The sequence below is a fragment of the Arthrobacter sp. TJ-170 genome, assembly GCF_058269305.1.
Genome location: NZ_JBZCNL010000005.1, coordinates 244,169 through 264,523, shown reverse-complemented (window position 1 = coordinate 264,523; position 20,355 = coordinate 244,169). Strand labels below are relative to the sequence as shown.

The following is a 20,355-nucleotide window of genomic DNA, read 5'->3' as shown; positions in this document are numbered from 1 at the left end:
CTTCGAACGGTGTTTCCTCTAAAGTGGGATGGTGTCTATAGCAACCTCCGTGGATTCCGCCCTGTCCCACCCTGACAAAATGCCGCAGGACCTCTCGCGGCTCATCGTCAAGGGCGCACGGGAACACAACCTGCGCAACGTGGATCTCGACCTGCCGCGGGACGCGATGATCGTCTTCACCGGCCTGTCCGGCTCCGGTAAATCCTCCCTTGCCTTCGACACCATCTTCGCCGAGGGCCAGCGCCGCTACGTCGAGTCGCTCTCTGCCTACGCCCGCCAGTTCCTCGGCCAGGTGGACAAGCCGGACGTTGACTTCATCGAGGGCTTGTCGCCGGCGGTGTCCATCGACCAAAAATCCACCAGCAAGAACCCGCGCTCCACCGTCGGAACCATTACCGAGATCTACGACTACATGCGGTTGTTGTGGGCCCGCGTGGGGAGGCCGCATTGCCCGGTGTGCGGTGAAGCGGTCACCAAGCAGACTCCGCAGCAGGTCGTCGACCAGCTCATGGAACTCGAAGAGGGCACCCGCTTCCAGGTACTTGCGCCCGTGGTGCGAGGCCGCAAGGGCGAATTCGTGGATCTCTTCCAGGACCTGGCGGCAAAGGGCTACTCGCGTGCGCGGGTAGACGACGAACTTGTTCAACTGACCGATCCGCCCAAGCTGGGCAAGCAGTTCAAGCACACCATAGAGGTGGTGGTGGACCGGCTGGTCATCAAGCCCGGCATCCGGCAACGGCTCACCGATTCAGTCGAAACAGCGCTCAAACTCGCCGAGGGCCGGGTGCTTGCGGACTTCGTCGACCTGGACTCGGACGATCCCCACCGTTTGCGTGCATTCTCGGAGAACCTGGCGTGCCCCAATGAGCACCCGCTCGCGATCGACGAAATCGAGCCGCGATCGTTCTCCTTCAACAATCCCTTCGGGGCCTGTCCCGCCTGCACGGGCATCGGCACCAAACTCGAGGTTGATGAGGAACTCGTCGTTCCCAACCCCGACCTCTCGCTCCGTGAGGGAGCTATAGCGCCTTGGGCGCTCGGCACAGCCACGCTCGAGTACTGGACCCGTCTCCTGGAGGGACTGTCCAAGGAACTGAACTTCTCCATGGACGCGGCCTGGAAGAAGCTGCCCGCGCACGCCCGTGATGCCGCCCTGTACGGCAAGGACCACAAGGTCGTGGTGCAGTATCGCAACCGCTTCGGTCGCGAACGGAAGTACAGCACCGGGTTCGAGGGCGCCGTCCAGTACATTCACCGAAAGCACCTCGAGACGGAGTCCGACTACGCGCGGGATCGCTACGAGGAATACATGCGGCAGGTCCCATGCCCGGAATGCGGGGGAGCGCGGCTGAACCCGGCATCGCTGTCCGTCCTGATCAACGGGCGGTCGATCGCCGAGGTGGCTGCGCTGCCCATGCGGGACTGCGCCGACTTCCTGAACAACCTTGTCCTCACGGGACGTGAAGCCCAGATCGCGTCCCAGGTGCTGAAGGAGATCCAGGCTCGGCTCCGCTTCCTTCTCGATGTTGGACTTGAGTACCTCAACCTCGAACGGGCTGCGGGAACGCTCTCCGGCGGGGAGGCACAGCGCATACGCCTTGCCACCCAGATCGGATCCGGCCTGGTGGGAGTCCTGTACGTCCTGGACGAGCCCTCCATCGGGCTCCACCAGCGCGACAACCGGCGTCTGATTGAGACCCTGACCCGGCTGCGGAACCTGGGAAACACACTGATCGTCGTCGAGCATGACGAGGACACCATCAACGAGGCTGACTGGATTGTCGACATCGGCCCCGGCGCCGGTGAGCACGGGGGGCAGGTTGTCCACTCGGGTTCGCTGGAGGATCTCCTCCGGAACGAGCAGTCCATCACCGGCGATTACCTGTCGGGTCGGCGGAAGATCGAGCCGCCGGCCAAACGTCGCAAGATCGACCGCTCCAGGCAGCTCAAAGTCGTGGGCGCCCGCGAACACAATTTGAAGGGCGTAGACGCAACCTTCCCGCTGGGTGTGCTGACTGCGGTGACGGGCGTGAGTGGATCGGGCAAGTCGACGCTGGTCAACGAAATTCTGTACAAGGTTCTCGCCAACAAGCTCAACGGTGCAAAGCAGGTTGCCGGACGCCATCGCCGGATCGATGGACTGCAGCACCTCGACAAGGTAATCCACGTGGACCAGGGCCCGATCGGCAGGACCCCGCGATCCAATCCAGCCACCTACACCGGGGTCTTCGACAACATTCGCAAGTTGTTCGCGGAGACCACCGAGGCGAAGGTCCGGGGCTACCTGCCCGGCAGGTTCTCCTTCAACGTCAAGGGCGGGCGCTGCGAGGCCTGCTCCGGCGACGGCACGCTGAAGATCGAAATGAATTTCCTGCCCGATGTCTATGTGCCGTGCGAGGTGTGTCACGGCGCGCGCTACAACCGGGAAACACTTGAGGTGCACTACAAGGGAAAAACCATTGCGGATGTGCTGGACATGCCGATCGAGGAGGCAGCGGAGTTCTTTGCAGCGTTCACCCCGATCGCACGGCACCTGAACACCCTGGTTGACGTCGGTCTCGGCTACGTACGCCTGGGACAGCCGGCCACCACCCTCTCCGGCGGCGAAGCGCAGCGTGTGAAGCTCGCCAGTGAATTGCAGAAGCGATCTAACGGACGCAGTATCTACGTCCTCGATGAACCCACAACCGGGCTCCACTTCGAAGACATCCGCAAGCTGCTCCTGGTACTTCAGGGCCTGGTGGAAAAGGGAAACACCGTCATCACCATCGAGCACAATCTGGACGTGATCAAGAGTGCTGACTGGGTGATCGACCTCGGCCCCGACGGCGGTTCCGGCGGCGGTGAAATCATCGCGACGGGTACTCCTGAGCAGGTTGCGGCCACCGAGGGAAGCCACACGGGTCAGTTCCTTGCCGAGGTCCTGAGCGCATAACTCCATATTCCGGTACCGGAATGCAATTTCGGGCGCAGCACGCGCTATGGGAAACTTGCCCGGTGAAGAATACGCGGCTCCTCCTCCTTTTCGACCTGGACGGAACGCTGGTGGACCCGGAGGGCGCGATCACAGGGGGCATCTCCAGGGCCCTGCAGACACTGGGGCTGCAGGTGCCGGGTGCGGAGGAAATGCGACGCATGGTCGGGCCCGCGTTAGTGCGTTCGCTCACGGACATCGCCAAAGTGCCGCAGGACCGCATCGACGAGGTGATTTCCGTCTACCGTGCCGGTTACCGTGCGAACGGCATGGCGGAGAGCAGGCCGTACCCGGGAATCATCGACACAGTCCGCGCACTCCGGGAGCGTGGTCACCTTGTCGCCGTGGCCACTCAAAAGCCCGAACGCCTGGCTCGTGAGCTACTCGAAGTCCAGGGCATGACACAGCTTTTCGAGTCCATCCACGGCTCACCGGACGATGAGCAGGCCGCCGCCCTGCTGGATGGTAAAAAAACCATCATCGGCGCCGCACTGGCCGAGCACGAAGGCCGCTTTGACCGGGCATTGATGATCGGGGACCGTTCCCACGACATCGAAGGCGCCGCAGCCAACGGGCTGGACTGCATCGCAGTCGAATGGGGATTCGGCAGTGCACACGAGTTCGCGGCAGCCCAGCCCGCCGCCGTCGTGTCTTCCTCACCAGCGCTGCTCGAGCGCGTGCTCGCCTACGCCGAGCCCGACCGGGCGGTGAGCCATGGGCGTCTATGACCTCACGCGCAGCAGCACCCGCGGATTGATCGCGGGCCTGTGCCGACCCACCGTCCTCGGGCTGGAGAATGTTCCGGCCAGCGGCGGGTTCATTGTCGCTCCGAACCATCTCTCCTTCCTGGACAGCGTCCTCGTACAGGCGCTCATGCCGCGTCCCGTTGCCTTCTTCGCGAAGGCCGAGTACTTCACCGGCAGGGGGGTGAAGGGCACGCTGATGCGCTCCTTCTTCGAGGGGGTCGGGTCCATTCCCGTGCAGCGGGGCCAGCAGGCGGCGAGTGTCCAGGCGCTCAAGACCCTGCTTGAATTGCTCGAAGCCGGTGACGGCGTCGGTATCTACCCGGAAGGCACACGCTCCCGCGACGGCCTGCTGTACCGGGGAAGAACTGGTGTGGGATGGCTTGCCCTGACTACGGGGGCGCCGGTTGTGCCGGTGGGCCTGCTCGGCACCGATCGCCTTCAGCCGGCGGGCAGCCGCCTGATCCGGCCGCAGCACTTCACCATGACGGTGGGCGAACCGCTGTACTTCGAACGGACCGGGCCGGATCATTCGCTGCCGGCGCGCAGACAGGCAACTGACACGATCATGGACGCCATCGCGGCGCTGACAGGCCAGCGCAGGGCCGCCGGCTACAACAAGGGTCCAACCGAATGACCGGTGTTACCGGAATCAGTGGTGGGCCCAACCGATCGTCTGTAACGCGCCGGTAGGATATATGGGTGGCAGATCCAGCAATGTACCGCCCGAAAGCCGGTGAGATCCCACTGGGTCCGGGGGTTTATCGGTTCCGTGACCAGCATCGGCGGGTTGTGTACGTCGGTAAGGCGAAGAACCTTCGCTCCCGGCTCAATTCTTATTTCGCGAATCCCCAAGGGCTGATGCCGCGCACGCGCGCCATGGTGCATACGGCCGCCAGCGTCGAGTGGACGGTTGTCGGCAGCGAGCTCGAGGCGCTCCAGCTGGAGTACACCTGGATCAAGGAGTTCAATCCTCGTTTCAACGTGATGTTCCGCGACGACAAGTCCTACCCGTACCTCGCGGTCACGCTGGGGGAGAAGTACCCGAGGGTCCAGGTCATGCGCGGTGACCGGCGAAAGGACACCCGTTACTTCGGGCCGTTTTATCCGGCGAAGGCGATCCGCGAGACGGTCGATACCCTCCTGCGCGTCTTCCCCGTCCGGACCTGCAGCACAGGCGTGTTCAAGCGCGCCGAGCGCTCGGGGCGGCCGTGCCTGCTGGGATACATCGACAAATGCTCGGCGCCCTGCGTCGGACGGATCTCACCGGAAGAGCACCGCGAGCTCGCGGCCCAGTTCTGCGACTTCATGTCCGGTCAGGCCAACCGCTTCATTCGCGAGTTGGAGCAGAAGATGGCCGCTGCCGTCGCTGAGTTGGATTACGAGTCGGCCGCCCGCGTCCGCGACGACATTGCGGCGCTGAAGCGGGTGTTCGAACGCAACACGGTGGTTCTCAGTGAAGACACCGATGCGGATGTGTTTGCCCTCGCCGAGGACGAACTCGAGGCGGCCGCGCAGGTTTTCCACGTACGTGGAGGCAGAATCCGCGGCCAGCGCGGCTGGGTGGTCGAAAAGGTCGAGGACATGACCACCGCCGACCTCGTCGAGCACCTCCTGCAGCAGGTCTATGGCGAGGGCAGCAGCAGCAACAACCGCATCCCGCGGGAGGTCCTCGTCCCCGAATTGCCGAGCAACGAAGAGCAGATGCGCGAGTGGCTCCATGGGCTGCGGGGCGCCCGGGTGGATATCCGGGTACCCCAGCGGGGAGACAAGGCAACCCTGCTCGGTACGGTTGCCCAGAACGCGGCCGATTCATTGAGGCTCCACAAAAGCCGCCGTGCGGGTGACATCACTACCAGGTCCGCAGCGCTGCAGGAGCTGCAGGAGGCGCTGGACCTGCCCATGCCGCTCATGCGGATCGAGTGTTTCGACATCTCCCACGTCCAGGGCACCAACGTGGTGGCGTCCATGGTGGTGGTCGAGGACGGGTTGCCGCGCAAGGCTGACTATCGCAGGTTCTCCATTACCGGAGACGCCGCACGGGATGACACATCGTCCATGTACGACGTCATCTCGCGCCGCTTCCGCAACTATCTTGCCGAGCGGAATCCGCTCGATTCCCTCCCAGGCGACGACGGCGGCGCTTCCGGTCCGGTCACGGACGAGCCGACAGCACCGGTGCGCCAGAAGTTTGCCTATCCTCCCAACCTTGTGGTTGTGGACGGCGGCCAGCCCCAGGTGCGCGCTGCTGCGCGCGCGCTGGAGGATTTGGGGATCGACGACGTCTTCGTCATCGGACTGGCGAAGCGGCTCGAAGAGGTCTGGCTGCCTGAGGGGGACTTCCCGGTCATCCTGCCCCGTGCATCCGAAGGGCTGTTCCTTCTCCAGCGTATCCGCGACGAAGCCCACCGGTTTGCGCTGGCATACCACCGGCAGAAGCGCGGGAAGTCCATGACGGTGTCAGCTCTGGACGAGGTGCCCGGCCTCGGCCCGGCGAAACGCCGCTCCCTGCTGAAACACTTCGGGTCAGTACGGAAACTGAAGGCGGCAAGCATCGAAGAGTTGCAGGAAGTGCAGGGGGTAGGCCCGGCGCTGGCAGCAACAATACGACGTCAACTCGCCCAGGGCAGCGCTGAAGGGGCCGACAGGGCGCCTGCCCCTGCCGTGAATATGATGACCGGCGAAATACTCGATTCTTAGTTAGGGTAGACGTGGATGCCGGCCGCAAGGCCCGGCTTACATTGCGTGCAACGGTGGGACGGAAAACGAACACATGAATCAGACTGACGGTCTTACGCCGGTCAAACCTGCCGAATCCGAACTGCTTGTAGTGACGGGTATGTCAGGTGCCGGCCGTAGTACGGCAGCAAACGCCCTGGAAGACCACGGCTGGTATGTGGTGGAGAACCTTCCGCCGCAAATGCTGAGCACCCTCACCGAGATCGTGTCGAGAACCCCGGAATCCATCCCCAAGCTCGCCGTGGTCATTGACGTGCGGAGCAAGGAGCTGTTCCAGAACGTGCAGGGTTCCCTCGCAGCGCTGAGGGCGGCAGGAATCACCTACCGCATCCTGTTCCTGGATGCAGCAGATGACACCCTGGTGCGGCGTTTCGAGCAGGGCAGGCGCCCCCATCCGCTTCAGGGCGACGGTCGCATCCTTGACGGCATCTCGGACGAGCGGGAGGTGCTGAAGGAGCTGAAGCAGGCATCCGACGTCGTGGTGGACACAACACAGCTGAACGTGCACGCGCTGGCCACCACAATCACCGAACTGTTTTCCGAGTCCGGACCGATCGTTCTGCGGTTGAATGTCATGAGCTTCGGTTTCAAGTATGGGCTGCCGGTCGATGCCAACTTCGTCGCGGACGTCCGCTTCATCCCGAACCCCCACTGGGTGCCGGTACTCCGCCCGCAGACGGGCATGGATGGGCCGGTCCGGGATTATGTGCTCGAAGCGAACGGCGCTTCCCAGTTCATCGACCGTTATGTCAGTGCTCTCGAACCCGTGCTTGAGGGGTATCGCCGCGAGAACAAGCACTACGCCACGATTGCTGTCGGCTGCACCGGTGGTAAGCACCGATCCGTTGCAGTGACCGAGGAGATTGCAAAGAGACTCGCGCAGCTGCCCCGCCTGCAGGTGACTGCCCACCACCGCGACCTCGGGCGGGAATGATGGCGATCCTCACCGGATCGCTGCCGATGATTCCAGCGAACTCGGTTGTCCGTTCCGGATCCGGGTCGCAGGACAATGCTCCGTCGGTGGTCGCGCTGGGGGGCGGACACGGGCTGTCGGCGTCGTTGTCCGCCCTACGCCTGTTGACCTCCGAACTCACCGCCGTGGTAACAGTGGCTGACGACGGCGGCTCCTCCGGGCGCCTGCGCCACGAACTCGGCGTCCTGCCGCCCGGTGACCTTCGGATGGCGCTGGCAGCGCTCTGTGATGACACCGACTGGGGGAGGACCTGGCGTGACGTGATGCAGCACCGCTTCGCGTCCCGGGACGGTGTGGAGGGTTCGCTCGACAACCACGCGCTGGGCAACCTCCTCATCGTCACCCTGTGGGAGCTGCTGGGGGACCCCGTGGCAGGCCTGCAGTGGGCTGGCGCGCTCCTCGGCGCACGGGGACGTGTGCTGCCCATGGCGAGCGTACCCTTGACGATCGAGGGCGATGTACTGACAGAGGTGGACGGCGGCCTGCGGCTGCGCAAGGTATCGGGCCAGGCGCAGCTTGCCACGGCAGGAACCTCCGGGAACGTGAGCAAGGTGCGGTTGCTTCCCGAAGACGCTCCCGCCTGCGTTGACGCGCTCAATGCCATCGAACTGGCCGACTGGGTCATTCTTGGACCGGGGTCCTGGTACACCTCGGTGCTCCCGCATCTCCTTCTGCCGGAGCTGAGGGACGCGCTGTGCAACACCACCGCACGGCGCTGCCTGACCATGAACCTGAGTAACGACACCAGGGAAACGCAGGGAATGAGCGCGGTGGACCACCTCTCTGTGATCAGGCGCTATGCCCCCGAGTTCCGTATTGACGCCGTCGTCGCCGACCCTTCGGTGGTCGCGGACCGCGATGAATTCGAAGCAGCGGTGCGCGAGATGGGAGGCCGCGCTTTCTTGGGTAAAGTAGGGTCATCAAGCGGCGGACCGGTTCATGACGCGTTGCGCCTGGCAACGGCCTACCAAGACATGTTCGGCGAATTCTAGGAGGGTGTCTGTGGCGTTGACCGCGGATGTGAAAGAGGAACTTTCACACCTCAATGTGAAAAAGTCGTCGGTACGCAAGGCCGAGGTTTCCGCACTCCTGCGCTTCGCCGGCGGCCTGCACATCATTTCCGGGCGAATCGTTATCGAGGCTGAAGTTGACCTTGCTTCTACTGCGCGCAGGCTGCGTACAGCCATATCGGACGTCTATGGGCACAGTAGCGAGATCATCGTCGTGTCGGGCAACGGTCTGCGGCGTGGGAACCGCTATGTGGTTCGGGTGGTGCGGGATGGCGAGTCGCTCGCGCGGCAAACCGGGCTGCTGGACAACCGTGGAAGACCAGTGCGCGGGCTGCCGTCCGTCGTCGTCAATGGTTCCGCCGCGGATGCTGAAGCGGTATGGCGCGGAGCCTTTCTTGCCCATGGTTCGCTGACCGAGCCGGGCCGTTCATCCGCTTTGGAAGTCACCTGCCCCGGACCGGAATCGGCCCTGGCCCTTGTCGGTGCGGCGCGCCGGCTCGGCATTACGGCCAAAGCCCGGGAAGTCCGCGGCGTGGACCGCGTGGTCATCCGCGATGGTGACACCATCGCGGTCCTCCTCACCCGCATGGGTGCCCATGATGCCCTGATGGTGTGGGAGGAGCGGCGCATGCGCAAGGAAGTCCGCGCCACAGCCAACCGGCTGGCGAACTTCGACGATGCGAATCTGCGACGGTCAGCGCAGGCCGCAGTCGCCGCGGGGGCGCGCGTGGAGCGTGCGTTGGAGATCCTCGGAGAAGAAGTGCCCGACCACCTGAAGTATGCTGGGGAGCTTCGCGTGGCCCACAAGCAGGCGAGCCTTGACGAGCTTGGCCGGATTGCGGATCCGCCCATGACCAAGGACGCAATTGCGGGCCGTATCCGCCGGTTGCTCGCGATGGCGGACAAGCGCGCTGTGGAACTCGGAATCCCGGGAACCGATGCCAATGTGACCGCCGACATGCTGGATGACTGAATACGTGCATAGGATGGAAGTCCAAGGGGTTTCCGTGTGCCGTCAGGCAGGCGGGCCCCGCCTGGAGAACCGTAACAGCCGGGCTGCAAGTCCGGAACAGCAACACAGGACCTGGAGGATTTCGTGAGCGAATACGTACTGCCCGAACTCAACTACGACTACGCGGCGCTTGAACCGCATATCTCGGCGCGGATCATGGAGCTTCACCACAGCAAGCACCACGCAGCGTACGTCAAGGGAGCCAACGACGCCCTCGCGCAGCTCGCCGAGGCGCGCCAGAACGGGGACTTCACCAACATCCCCAAGCTGTCCAAGGACCTTGCGTTCCACACCGGTGGGCACGTCAACCACTCCGTCTTCTGGAACAATCTTTCGCCGGACGGCGGCGACAAGCCCGAGGGCGAGCTCGCTGCTGCGATCGATGATGCGTTCGGATCCTTCGATGCATTCCGCGGGCACTTCAACGCAGCCGCACTGAGCCTGCAGGGCTCGGGATGGGCACTGCTTGCCTGGGAGCCCATCGGCGGCAATCTCGTGATCGAGCAGCTCTACGATCAGCAGGGCAACATCCCTGTCGGAACGACCCCGTTGCTCATGCTTGATATGTGGGAGCACGCGTTCTACCTCGATTACGTCAACGTCAAGGCCGACTACGTCAAGGCGTTCTGGAACATCGTCAACTGGCCTGATGTGGCTCGCCGTTTCGAGGCTGCCCGCGCCAACGCGAGCGGACTGATCACTCTCTCGTAGTCCTCTTCCTGCGCCGGCGTAACCTTTCCTGCCCGACCGGACAGGAAAGGTGGCCGGTGCGTAAGATGTTCACTGTTGCCTGCGTCACACTCGGTGGTGTCAGACACGCTTGCTTTACAAACGCGCACAGTGCGGTGCATTGATTTCAGACGCCGGAACGGTCCGCCTTTTTGAGGGCAGCAGCCGCCGGCAGTAACCCCTATCAAGGAGATAGAAACAGTGACTACCCGTATAGGAATCAATGGGTTCGGGCGCATTGGGCGCAATTACTTCCGCGCAGCCCTCGAACAGGGTGCCGATCTCGAAATCGTCGCCGTCAATGACCTCACCAGCCCCGAGACGCTGGCCCACCTCCTGAAGTATGACTCCGTCACCGGCCGGCTTGGCGTCAGCGTGGAGGTTGCCGACGGCGGTCTCGTCGTAGACGGCAAGACCATCAAGGTGCTTGCAGAGCGCGATCCCTCGAACCTGCCGTGGGCAGACCTCGGAGTGGACATCGTCATCGAGTCCACCGGTTTCTTCACCAAGGCCTCGGATGCACGGAAGCACATCGACGCGGGTGCCAAGAAGGTCCTGATCTCTGCTCCCGCATCAGACGAGGACATCACTGTCGTGCTCGGCGTCAATGACGACCAGTATGATCCCGAGAACCACCACATCATTTCGAACGCGTCATGCACCACCAACTGCCTCGGCCCGCTGGCCAAGGTTCTCAATGACACCTTCGGCATCGAGCGCGGATTGATGACTACCATCCACGCCTACACCGCGGACCAAAACCTGCAGGACGGGCCGCACAAGGATCTTCGCCGCGCCCGGGCAGCAGCTATCAACATGGTTCCGACGTCCACCGGTGCGGCAAAGGCAATCGGCCTGGTTCTGCCGGAACTGAAGGGGAAGCTCGACGGCTACGCCATCCGCGTCCCTGTCCCCACGGGTTCCGCCACTGACCTCACCGTCACCGTCAGCCGCGAGGTTTCCGTCGAGGAAGTCAACGCTGCCTACAAGGCGGCTGCCGAGGAGGGACCGCTCAAGGGCTACCTCACCTACACAGAGGCGCCGATCGTGTCCTCCGATATCGTCACTGACCCGGCGTCGTCGATCTTCGACTCCGGCCTGACCAAGGTAATCGGCAACCAGGTCAAGGTCGTTTCCTGGTACGACAACGAGTGGGGCTACTCGAACCGCCTCGTTGACCTCACCGAAATCGTCGCGTCAAAGCTCTCCTAAGGAAAACGTGAGTTACTCATCCCTGGATGACCTGTTGAGTGTTGGCGTCCGCGGGCGGCGCGTACTGGTCCGGTCGGACCTGAACGTGCCGCTCGACGGCGACCTCCCCAACTTGCGTGTGACCGATGACGGCCGCATCCGTGCCTCCCTGCCGGTTCTGCGCAAGCTCACCGAGGCCGGCGCCGCGGTGATCGTGATGGCCCACCTCGGCCGCCCGAAGGGTGCACCCGAGGAAAAGTATTCACTCAAGCCCGCCGTCGACCGGCTTGCGGAGCTTGCAGACTTCGACGTGGTCTTCGCCGACGACGTGACCGGCGAAAGCGCCCGTGACCGTGCCGCGGTCCTCTCCGAGGGGAGCGTTCTTGTCCTGCAAAACGTTCGGTTCGATGCGCGTGAGACAAGTAAGGATGATTCCGAACGTGGAGCTTTCGCTGACGAGCTCGTGCAGCTCACCGGCGAGAGCGGCGCCTACGTGGATGATGCGTTCGGTGCGGTGCACCGTAAGCATGCGAGCGTTTACGACGTCGCATCGCGTCTGCCCGCCTATCAGGGTGATCTCGTCAAGGCTGAAGTTGACGTGCTGCAGCGGCTCACCACTGATCCGGAGCGGCCGTTCGTGGTTGTGCTCGGCGGTTCGAAGGTCTCTGACAAGCTGGCGGTGATCGAGAACCTCATCGGCACGGCCGACCAGCTGCTGGTCGGCGGTGGCATGGTGTTCACGTTCCTCGCCGCCCAGGGCCACTCGGTAGGTTCAAGCCTGCTGGAGGAGGACCAGCTCGATAGGGTCCGTGGCTATCTGGACCGCGCGAAGGAGGCAGGCACGGAGTTCGTGCTTCCCACCGACATCGTGGTGGCAGAGAAGTTCGCGGCCGACGCCGGCAGCGAGACCCTTGCGGCAGACGCCATGGAATCCGGGCAATATGGTGCGTCGGGGTTGGGGCTGGATATCGGACCCGAATCGGGCAGTGCCTTCGCCCGCCACATCTCGCAGGCACGCACCGTTTTCTGGAACGGGCCCATGGGCGTGTTCGAGTTCGATGCATTCGCGGCCGGTACCAAGGCTGTGGCGCAGGCACTGGCGGACGCAACCGCGGCCGGCGCGCTCACAGTAGTCGGCGGCGGTGATTCGGCCGCAGCGGTACGTGGGCTCGGCTTCGGTGAATCGAGCTTCAGCCACATCTCAACCGGTGGCGGCGCGAGCCTCGAATACCTTGAAGGCAAGGAACTCCCTGGCTTGACCGCCCTGCAGCGCTGACATCAACAAGCAGTACTTCTAGAACTGGAGACCCCATGACTTCCTCGACGAACGGCACATTTGACCGTCGTCCACTGATCGCCGGCAATTGGAAGATGAACCTGGACCATGTCCAGGGCATCACCCTGCTGCAGAAGCTCGCGTGGACCCTCGACGACGCCAAGCATGACTATTCGCGTGTTGAGGTGGCTGTGTTCCCGCCCTTCACCGACCTGCGCGGCGTACAAACGCTCGTAAAGGGTGATGACCTCGACGTCGTCTACGGCGGTCAGGATCTTTCGCCGGCTGACTCAGGGGCGTACACGGGGGACATCTCCGGGCAGTTTCTCGAGAAGCTCGGATGTACTTACGTGCTAGTCGGCCATTCAGAGCGGCGAACCATCCATGGCGAGTCCGATGAGCTTTTGAACCAGAAGGTTCAGGCCGCGTACCGTCATAACCTGGTTCCCGTCCTGTGCGTGGGCGAGGGGCTGGAGGTTCGCCAGGCGGAAAGTCATGTTGAGCACACGCTCGGCCAGCTCCGGACGGATGTTGCGGGCCTGAGCGCAGAGCAGGCAGCCGAGCTGGTCATTGCTTATGAGCCGGTGTGGGCCATCGGGACCGGAGAAGTCGCCGGTCCGGACGATGCACAGGAAATGTGTGCCGCCATTCGCGCGGAACTGGCCGCGCTCTTCGACGAGTCGGTCGCTGCGCGCGTCAGGCTTCTCTATGGAGGCTCCGTCAAGGCATCCAATGCTGCGGCGATACTCAAGGAACGCGACGTCGACGGTGTGCTCGTCGGCGGAGCGAGCCTCGACGTCGATGAGTTTGCTAACATTGTCAGGTTCGAGCACCATCTGGTGACCGACTAAGGTCACGTTGAAAGGTCACCGTGGAAATTCTCCGTATCATCCTGTTGGTACTGCTGGGTATCACCAGCCTGCTGCTGACACTGCTCATTCTGCTGCACAAAGGCAGGGGCGGTGGAATGTCCGACATGTTCGGCGGCGGCATGACAACCAGCATGGGATCGTCCGGAGTCGCTGAGCGCAACCTCAACCGTTTCACGGTGGCCCTCGGGCTCGCCTGGGGCGTCGTCATCGTTGCCCTTGGGCTGATACAGCGCTTCGCCGGAGACTCGTAACGGAGCAGCGCTGGATTCGGCCGAAGATCCAGCCCGCAGCGCTTTAGGGTACTCAAAGCTATCCCGCGTCCACCACTTCACGGCGTACACTGAACCTCGAACGCAGGTCGTGTGCGGTACTGATGGGAGAAATCCATGGTGAACGCGGGACACGCTTTTAAGGGAACACGGATCGGGTCGGGCTATAGCGACGGCGCATCCGGACGTCATCTTGACGCGGAACGCTCACAGGGTGTGGCTGACCGCACCGTAGTCAGCTACTGGTGTCTGGACAGCCACGAAACCAGGCCAACTTTTGCGAAGCTGAGTGAGGCCGAGATTCCCGAGGTCTGGGAGTGCGGTCGGTGCGGCCGGCCGGCCGGCCGTTCGCCGGGAGCGGATCTCAACGTCGACGGTGACGAGCCGTTCAAGAGCCACCTGCAGTACGTGAAAGAGCGCCGCACCGAGGCGGAAGCAACGAAAGTGCTGGAGAACGCACTGGCGCAGCTGCGCCAGCGCCATTCCCTCTAGCGGGCGTCGGCCTCGCCGGCGTCGATCAGACGACCAGGAAGCTGGCTTGCCGCTTCCTGGTCAATAAGCCACAGCGTCTTGCGTCGACCCCGTGCGCCTGCTGCGGGCACCTGGACAGGACCTGCTCCGGCAAGCGCGAGACCCACGGCCCCGGCCTTGTCTTGACCGGCAACTGCCAACCAAACTTCCTCGGCGGAGTTGATTGTTTCGAGGGTGAGGCTCACGCGTTCGGGCGGAGGCTTCGGAGCGTCGCTGACGCCCACCACCGTTTGTCCCTTCGTTCGGATTCCGGCCATCTCCGGGAACAGGGAAGCAACATGAGCGTCCGGCCCCACACCGAGCAGGAGGATGTCGAACCGGGGCAGACGCGGGTCGCGGAGTTCCACGCCGAGTGCGGCGTCCTTATCCGCAGCCGCCTGGAGACGTGCCGCGTAGTCGGCTGCGGCGTCGTCCTGGCTGCTGAAGGCGTCCGACGTTCCGAACTCGTGCACGCGGTCCTCGGAAACTTCAAGCTGGTCGAGAAGCGCGGCCCGGGCCTGGACAGCGTTCCGGTCCTCGTGGCCGGCAGGCAGGAACCGTTCGTCGCCCCACCAGAAATCCACTGCTGACCAGTCGACTGCTGAAAGTGCCGGGGACTCGGCGAGCGCACGGAGCGCACCGATGCCCAGCGTTCCACCCGTGAGCACCACAGTGGCCGTGCCGCGTTCATTCTGAACATCGACAAGCCGTGTGACGAGTCGGGCTGCTACTGACGCTGCAAGCAGCTCCGCGTGGGGGTGGATACTGACTTTCGGTTCAGTGTTCACTGGTCCGTACGCTCCTCAGGTTGGTTCGTGCGAGCCCCTCGGTGATGACTTCCCCGAATACGTCATCGGGATCGAGGCGGCGCAGCTCTTCCGCGAGACAGTCTTTCAGGCTACGCCGGGGGAGGGAAATCCTCTGCACCGGCTGGTCCGGCTGGTGCAGTTCCGCCACTGACCGCCGCGGACGGTTCAGTTCAACGTCTCCGGCAGGGCGAGACAGACACACGCGGTGCAGACCCGTCCCCGGCTCGCCCGCCTCGATGGACACAGGTGTGTCGAGCGCCAGCGTCAGCCAGGCCGCGAGCAGCACCGTGCTGGGGGAATCGGAGGCACCTTCGACTGTGACCGCAGTGATGGGCGACCCATCCAGCTGTTCCATGACGGCTGCGAGCTGGATGCGCCAGTTCGTCAACCGTGTCCAGGCCAGATCAGTGTCCCCGGCCTGGTACGTCCGGCGGATGTTGAACAACGCTGCCGTCGGATCCGGCTCATTGCCAGAGTCGGTGATGCGGCGGTGGGCGATGCTTCCGATGGAGGTCTGCGCTGCTGCTTCGGGTACTCCGTGCGGCCACCAGGCAACGATGGGCGCGTCCGGAAGCAGGAGGGCTGAGACCAGGGACTCGCTTTCCCCGGCCAGTTCGCCGTAACCCCGTAGCACAATTACCTCGGAAGCGCCGGCGTCACCGCCCACCCGGATCTGTGCGTCGAGCCGTGTCTCCTGCGAGTCCGTGCCCTCCGCGAGCACGATGATGCGGCAGGGATGCTCCCGGCTCGCTTCATTCGCTGCGAGGATAGCCTCCTCCTCATGACCTGATCGGGTGATGACAACGAGGGTCAGCACCCGGCCAAGGGCAACAACGCCACCCTTGTCCCGCATGGTCATGATTTCTTTTGAAACCTTGGAGGTTGTTGTATCGGGAAGATCGACGATCATGGCCGCCTCCAGGTCCTTCCGTCGCGTGCGAGCAATTCATCAGCGGATTCGGGGCCCCAGCTGCCGGGGACATACTTTTCAGGTGCTGAGGAGAGGGTCGACCAGTACTCCTCGAACGGATCGAGGATCTTCCACGACAGTTCCACTTCCTGATGACGCGGGAACAGCGGTGGTTCACCCAGCAGCACGTCGAGGATCAGACGCTCGTAGGCTTCCGGGCTGGACTCGGTAAAGGAGTGGCCGTAACCGAAGTCCATCGTTACATCGCGCACTTCCATCTGTGTCCCGGGTACCTTCGACCCGAAGCGGATCGTGGCACCCTCATCGGGCTGTACGCGGATAACCACTGCATTCTGCCCGAAATCGCCTTCGCCGTGATCCCTGAACAGCAGATTCGGCGCACGCTTGAACACGACGGCGATCTCAGTCACCCTGCGGCCCAGCCGCTTCCCGGCACGAAGATAGAACGGCACACCGCTCCAGCGCCGGGTATTGATGTCCAGTCTGACTGCGGCATAGGTCTCCGTCATCGAGTCGGCCGGGATGCCGTCCTCGTCGAGGAAAGCGTTGACCAGCTCGCCGCCCTGCCAGCCGCCTTCGTACTGTCCCCTCGCAGAGTGGGTGGACAGGTCGTCAGGCAACTTGACCGCTGCGAGAACCTTCTCCTTTTCGGCGCGGAGGTCTTCCGCGTTGAAAGAGATCGGTTCCTCCATCGCCGTCAAGGCCAGCAACTGCAGCAGGTGATTCTGGATCACATCGCGGGCCGCGCCGACGCCGTCGTAATACCCGGCCCGACCGCCGATACCGATGTCTTCCGCCATCGTGATCTGGACGTGGTCAACGTAGTTGGCATTCCACAACGGCTCGAAGAGCTGATTGGCAAAGCGGAGGGCAAGGATGTTCTGGACGGTTTCCTTGCCAAGGTAGTGGTCGATCCGGAAGACAGCATCGGGCGGGAACACCTCTTCAACGATGGCGTTCAGCTCGCGGGCCGATTCCAGGTTGTGCCCGAACGGCTTCTCGATGACAACCCGGCGCCACTTCCCTTCCTCGGGCTGAGCCAGGCCGTGCTCGGAGAGCTTCTGGCACACAAGCTCGAACGCCTTCGGCGGGATGGAGAGGTAGAACGCGTGATTACCGCGGGTCCCGCGCGTGGAATCGAGGTCCTCAACGGTCTTCTTCAACTCGACGAAAGCAGCATCGTCGTCGAAGTTTCCCTGGACGAATCGGACACCCGCTGAGAGCTGCTCCCAGACGGACTCATCAAACGGTGTACGAGCGTACTGCTTCACCGAGGAGAGGACCTCCTGCGCGAAGTCCTCATCGCTCCAGTTCCGGCGGCCGAACCCAACGAGCGCGAAACTCGGCGGCAGGAGCCCCCGGTTAGCCAGATCGTAGACCGCCGGCATCAGCTTCTTGCGGGCGAGATCACCCGTCACCCCGAACAGGACCAGGGACGCGGGACCCGCGATCCGGCTGAGCCGCCGGTCCCGCGGGTCGCGCAGCGGATTCCTGATTTTTGCGCTGTTGTCAGGCATCTATCCGTTTCCGTTTTCAGCTGATCGACCGGACAGCCGTTCGATGACTTCGTGAAGTTGCTTGATTCCCGCCGACCGGTCCGCCAGGTGAAGCCGGAGCACCGGTCGACCGGCGTCCTCAAGAACCTGGGCGTCCCCCGCGGCTTGGGCCGCGATCAGCTCACCGAAGCTGAAAGGGCGCTCGGGGATAGTCAGATCCTCGGATGTAGCTCCGGTGATCTGCAGGTAGGTGCCGACAGGAGTTCCGCCCTTGTGGAACTGTCCGGTCGAGTGCAGGAATCGGGGTCCCCACCCGAAGGTGACAGGACGGCCGGTGATTCTGCTCAGGACCGGGCGGATCTCTGCCAGTGGAGCCTCCGCGATGCGGTCAAGGTAAGCCTGCACCGCCAGGTAGCCGTTGGGCTCCAGCGCTCCGAAGAGAGCTTCCAGGGCTTCACCGAGGGTGCTCGCCGACCCCAGAAGGGTACCGCTGCCGCGCACCTCGACGGCTCCGTCAACGAAGTTCGGAGCTGCAGCTTCCGGCTGTGCGTCCAGCAGTCCTCGCGCAGCCTGCTTTGCCGCTTCGACATCGGGTTGGTCAAATGGATTTATGCCCAGAAGCCGGCCTGCGACTGCGGTGGCGAATTCCCACGCCAGCAGTTGACTGCCGAGGCTGCCGCCGACCGCGATGGCATCACCGGAAGGTTCGGTGTTCGACTCGGGCGATACCAGGTGTACCGCCAACACGTCCGTAGCGCCGGACGAAAGCTCCGGGGCGTCCTCCTCCACCACAACAGGGAGCACACCGGTTCCCAGCTTGCCCGTGGATTCGGCGATGAGTTGTTCAACCCAGTCGCCCAGGCCGATGATTCCGGACCCTTCGTCGACGAACACGATCTTGTCGCGCAACGGAAGGGTGCCGCCGAGGACCGCGCCGAGGCGCAGACCGACGTTGCCTGGGTCATCGTCGAACAGGAACTCCGAGATGGATTCCGCGTCATCAAGCAGGGTGGCAACATCGGCGCCTGCCAGCCCTGACGGCACGAGGCCGAAAGCCGTCAGCGCAGAGTACCTGCCGCCCACGTTCGGGTCCGCGTTGAACACGGCGCGGTAGCCGGCTGCCCGGGCGGACTCATCCAACGGCGAGCCTGGATCGGTGACAATGATAATCCGGCTCTTTGCATCGATTCCCGCGTCGGTGAACGCCTGCTCGAAGACCCGGCGTTGGGAGTCGGTTTCAACGGTGGAACCCGACTTGGACGAAACCACTATTGCGGTGCTCTCGAGGCGGTCGGCCAGTGCGGCGCGTACCTGCGCGGGATCGGTGGAGTCGAGCACAGTCAGCTCGACTCCGGCAGACCGGGTGATGACCTCAGGAGCGAGGGAAGAACCACCCATGCCGCACAGCACTATGTGGTTCACTCCCTCGTTCGACAGGTCGCTGTGCAGTTGCTCGATTTCGGGCAGCAGTGAGCGCGACGCATCAACAAGGTCAACCCAACCCAGACGGATGGCTGCCTCGGACTCCGACTCGGGACCCCACAAAGTGGAGTCCTTCGCCATGATGCGGGAAGCCACGTGCTCCTCCACCAGTTCGGGAATGGCCCGCTCAATCGCTTCGGCGGCGGCCCCTGACGCGTTGACAAAGAGGGTAGCCATAAGCGATCAGCCCTTTGCTGAGTCGAGCGCCGTGGTGACTGTCTCGAGAAGTTCGCCCCAGCTCGCAACGAACTTGTCCAGGCCTTCTTCCTCAAGCAGATTAACGATCTCCTTGTAGGAGATGCCGATGGTTTCAAGGCGGTCCAGGATCTCGTTGGACTCGGCGTAGGTGCCGGTGATCGTATTCCCGGTGATTTCGCCGTGGTCCGCAGTGGCCTCGAGCGTCTTTTCCGGCATGGTGTTGACGACGCCTTCTGCGACCAGACCCGTGACGTAAAGCGTGTCCGGGTAGGCCGGGTCCTTCACACCGGTCGAGGCCCAGAGCGGACGCTGCGGGTGCGCACCAGCTTCTGCAAGCACCTTCCAGCGCTCGGAGCTGAATGCCTCCTCGTAGACCTGGTAGGCGAGGCGGGCGTTCGCGAGGCCGGCCTTGCCGCGCAGTGCAGCGGCTTCCTCATTGCCGAGGGCATCGAGGCGCTTGTCGATCTCGGCGTCCACGCGGGAAACGAAGAACGAGGCGACCGAGTGGATCTTCGACAAATCGTGGCCGTTTTCCTTGGCCTGTTCCAGGCCCACCATAAATGCATTGATGACTTCGCGGTAGCGTTCCAGCGAGAAGATCAGGGTTACGTTGACGCTGATACCCGCGGCGAGGGTCGTTGAGATTGCCTCAAGACCCTCAACGGTCGCCGGAATCTTGATCAGGACGTTCGTCCGCTGGACCTTCGCGTGCAGGCGCTTGGCTTCCTCGATCGTTCCCGCAGTGTCTCGAGCAAGGCGGGGATCCACCTCGATCGACACCCGGCCATCGACGCCGCCGGTCCGCTCGGCCTCCGCGGCAAAGATGTCGCAAGCCTGCGCGACGTCGTGCGTGGTGATATCGAAGACGGCCCGGTCGACGTCGGCACCGGCTTCTGCAAGGGCACCGACCTGGGAGGCGTAGGACTCGCCCTGCTTCAGCGCTGCGGCGAAAATACTCGGGTTGGTGGTGACGCCGACTACGTTGAGGTCCTCGATCAGGCGCTTGAAGGCACCCGAGTTGATGCGCTCACGTGAGAGGTCATCCAGCCAGATGGACACGCCGGCCTGGGAAAGAGCGGCGGTAGGGGTGGGAGTCATGGGTTTTTCTCCTTGAACCAGGTGAATTGTGCTGTTCGGTGGG

The 20,355-nt window shown here is 63.4% G+C and carries 18 protein-coding genes; 13 read left to right on the top strand and 5 right to left on the bottom strand.

Translation table 11 applies throughout. The features are described from left to right. Positions 1-79 precede the first annotated feature (79 nt). The 13 genes from uvrA (at position 80) to AC4D1W_RS11520 (ending at position 14,280) form a co-directional block, all read left to right on the top strand. Complete coding sequence (uvrA, locus tag AC4D1W_RS11580) at positions 80-2,935, top strand: excinuclease ABC subunit UvrA (protein ID WP_490898863.1); 2,856 nt, start codon at positions 80-82, stop codon at positions 2,933-2,935. Positions 2,936-2,997: 62 nt separating this feature from the next. Further along, positions 2,998-3,702 (top strand): HAD hydrolase-like protein, encoded by a 705-nt coding sequence (locus tag AC4D1W_RS11575; RefSeq protein WP_490898821.1) that lies wholly within the window; start codon positions 2,998-3,000, stop codon positions 3,700-3,702. Beyond that, positions 3,689-4,354, top strand: coding sequence for a lysophospholipid acyltransferase family protein (locus tag AC4D1W_RS11570; RefSeq protein WP_490891469.1), 666 nt, complete (start codon positions 3,689-3,691; stop codon positions 4,352-4,354). The genes AC4D1W_RS11575 and AC4D1W_RS11570 overlap by 14 nt, the downstream gene beginning before the upstream one ends. A gap of 65 nt (positions 4,355-4,419) precedes the next feature. Further along, positions 4,420-6,417: an excinuclease ABC subunit UvrC gene (gene uvrC, locus AC4D1W_RS11565; RefSeq protein WP_490898820.1), complete on the top strand. Its 1,998-nt coding sequence runs from the start codon at positions 4,420-4,422 to the stop codon at positions 6,415-6,417. 73 nt (positions 6,418-6,490) lie between these two features. Next, positions 6,491-7,390 (top strand): RNase adapter RapZ, encoded by a 900-nt coding sequence (gene rapZ / locus AC4D1W_RS11560; protein WP_490891473.1) that lies wholly within the window; start codon positions 6,491-6,493, stop codon positions 7,388-7,390. Then, complete coding sequence (locus tag AC4D1W_RS11555) at positions 7,390-8,421, top strand: gluconeogenesis factor YvcK family protein (protein ID WP_490898818.1); 1,032 nt, start codon at positions 7,390-7,392, stop codon at positions 8,419-8,421. Before rapZ ends, AC4D1W_RS11555 begins: the two co-directional genes overlap by 1 nt. Positions 8,422-8,431: 10 nt before the next feature. After that, on the top strand, positions 8,432-9,412 hold the full coding sequence (gene whiA / locus AC4D1W_RS11550) for a DNA-binding protein WhiA (protein WP_490898817.1): 981 nt from the start codon (positions 8,432-8,434) through the stop codon (positions 9,410-9,412). A gap of 123 nt (positions 9,413-9,535) precedes the next feature. Then, positions 9,536-10,162 carry a superoxide dismutase gene (locus AC4D1W_RS11545; RefSeq protein WP_490891477.1) on the top strand — a complete coding sequence of 209 codons (627 nt, stop codon included), beginning with the start codon at positions 9,536-9,538 and terminating at the stop codon, positions 10,160-10,162. A 219-nt stretch (positions 10,163-10,381) separates the two neighbouring features. Then, a complete protein-coding gene (gene gap / locus AC4D1W_RS11540) occupies positions 10,382-11,392 on the top strand; it encodes a type I glyceraldehyde-3-phosphate dehydrogenase (protein WP_490891478.1) in 1,011 nt (336 codons plus the stop codon). A gap of 7 nt (positions 11,393-11,399) precedes the next feature. Beyond that, a complete protein-coding gene (locus AC4D1W_RS11535) occupies positions 11,400-12,647 on the top strand; it encodes a phosphoglycerate kinase (RefSeq protein ID WP_490898816.1) in 1,248 nt (415 codons plus the stop codon). 35 nt (positions 12,648-12,682) lie between these two features. After that, a complete protein-coding gene (gene tpiA, locus AC4D1W_RS11530; protein ID WP_490898815.1) occupies positions 12,683-13,498 on the top strand; it encodes a triose-phosphate isomerase in 816 nt (271 codons plus the stop codon). A 20-nt stretch (positions 13,499-13,518) separates the two neighbouring features. Beyond that, positions 13,519-13,770, top strand: coding sequence for a preprotein translocase subunit SecG (gene secG, locus AC4D1W_RS11525; protein ID WP_026543639.1), 252 nt, complete (start codon positions 13,519-13,521; stop codon positions 13,768-13,770). Between the two features lie 135 nt (positions 13,771-13,905). Continuing rightward, positions 13,906-14,280 carry an RNA polymerase-binding protein RbpA gene (locus AC4D1W_RS11520; RefSeq protein WP_490891486.1) on the top strand — a complete coding sequence of 125 codons (375 nt, stop codon included), beginning with the start codon at positions 13,906-13,908 and terminating at the stop codon, positions 14,278-14,280. On the opposite strand, the gene pgl is transcribed toward AC4D1W_RS11520, so the two are convergent. Genes pgl through tal form a run of 5 tightly spaced genes read right to left on the bottom strand, consistent with a single transcriptional unit; the run spans position 14,277 to position 20,312 of the window. Then, complete coding sequence (gene pgl / locus AC4D1W_RS11515; protein WP_490891488.1) at positions 14,277-15,086, bottom strand: 6-phosphogluconolactonase; 810 nt, start codon at positions 15,084-15,086, stop codon at positions 14,277-14,279. The genes AC4D1W_RS11520 and pgl overlap by 4 nt on opposite strands. Further along, positions 15,076-16,017: a glucose-6-phosphate dehydrogenase assembly protein OpcA gene (locus AC4D1W_RS11510; RefSeq protein WP_490891490.1), complete on the bottom strand. Its 942-nt coding sequence runs from the start codon at positions 16,015-16,017 to the stop codon at positions 15,076-15,078. Before AC4D1W_RS11510 ends, pgl begins: the two co-directional genes overlap by 11 nt. Beyond that, entirely contained in the window at positions 16,014-17,555 is a 1,542-nt protein-coding gene (gene zwf, locus AC4D1W_RS11505; protein ID WP_490891492.1) for a glucose-6-phosphate dehydrogenase, read from the bottom strand. Before zwf ends, AC4D1W_RS11510 begins: the two co-directional genes overlap by 4 nt. After that, positions 17,556-19,193, bottom strand: coding sequence for a phosphoglucose isomerase-related protein (locus tag AC4D1W_RS11500; RefSeq protein ID WP_490898814.1), 1,638 nt, complete (start codon positions 19,191-19,193; stop codon positions 17,556-17,558). It abuts the gene before it with no gap. Between the two features lie 6 nt (positions 19,194-19,199). Continuing rightward, entirely contained in the window at positions 19,200-20,312 is a 1,113-nt protein-coding gene (gene tal / locus AC4D1W_RS11495) for a transaldolase (RefSeq protein WP_490898813.1), read from the bottom strand. Between the last annotated feature and the right edge of the window lie 43 nt (positions 20,313-20,355).

Coding starts and splice junctions, on each gene's coding strand:
- uvrA (WP_490898863.1), top strand. CDS start 80: ATGCCGCAGGACCTCTCGCGGCTCATCGTCAAGGGCGCACGGGAACAC.
- AC4D1W_RS11570 (WP_490891469.1), top strand. CDS start 3,689: ATGGGCGTCTATGACCTCACGCGCAGCAGCACCCGCGGATTGATCGCG.
- rapZ (WP_490891473.1), top strand. CDS start 6,491: ATGAATCAGACTGACGGTCTTACGCCGGTCAAACCTGCCGAATCCGAA.
- AC4D1W_RS11555 (WP_490898818.1), top strand. CDS start 7,390: ATGGCGATCCTCACCGGATCGCTGCCGATGATTCCAGCGAACTCGGTT.
- tpiA (WP_490898815.1), top strand. CDS start 12,683: ATGACTTCCTCGACGAACGGCACATTTGACCGTCGTCCACTGATCGCC.
- AC4D1W_RS11520 (WP_490891486.1), top strand. CDS start 13,906: ATGGTGAACGCGGGACACGCTTTTAAGGGAACACGGATCGGGTCGGGC.
- AC4D1W_RS11510 (WP_490891490.1), bottom strand. CDS start 16,017: ATGATCGTCGATCTTCCCGATACAACAACCTCCAAGGTTTCAAAAGAA.
- zwf (WP_490891492.1), bottom strand. CDS start 17,555: ATGCCTGACAACAGCGCAAAAATCAGGAATCCGCTGCGCGACCCGCGG.
- AC4D1W_RS11500 (WP_490898814.1), bottom strand. CDS start 19,193: ATGGCTACCCTCTTTGTCAACGCGTCAGGGGCCGCCGCCGAAGCGATT.
- tal (WP_490898813.1), bottom strand. CDS start 20,312: ATGACTCCCACCCCTACCGCCGCTCTTTCCCAGGCCGGCGTGTCCATC.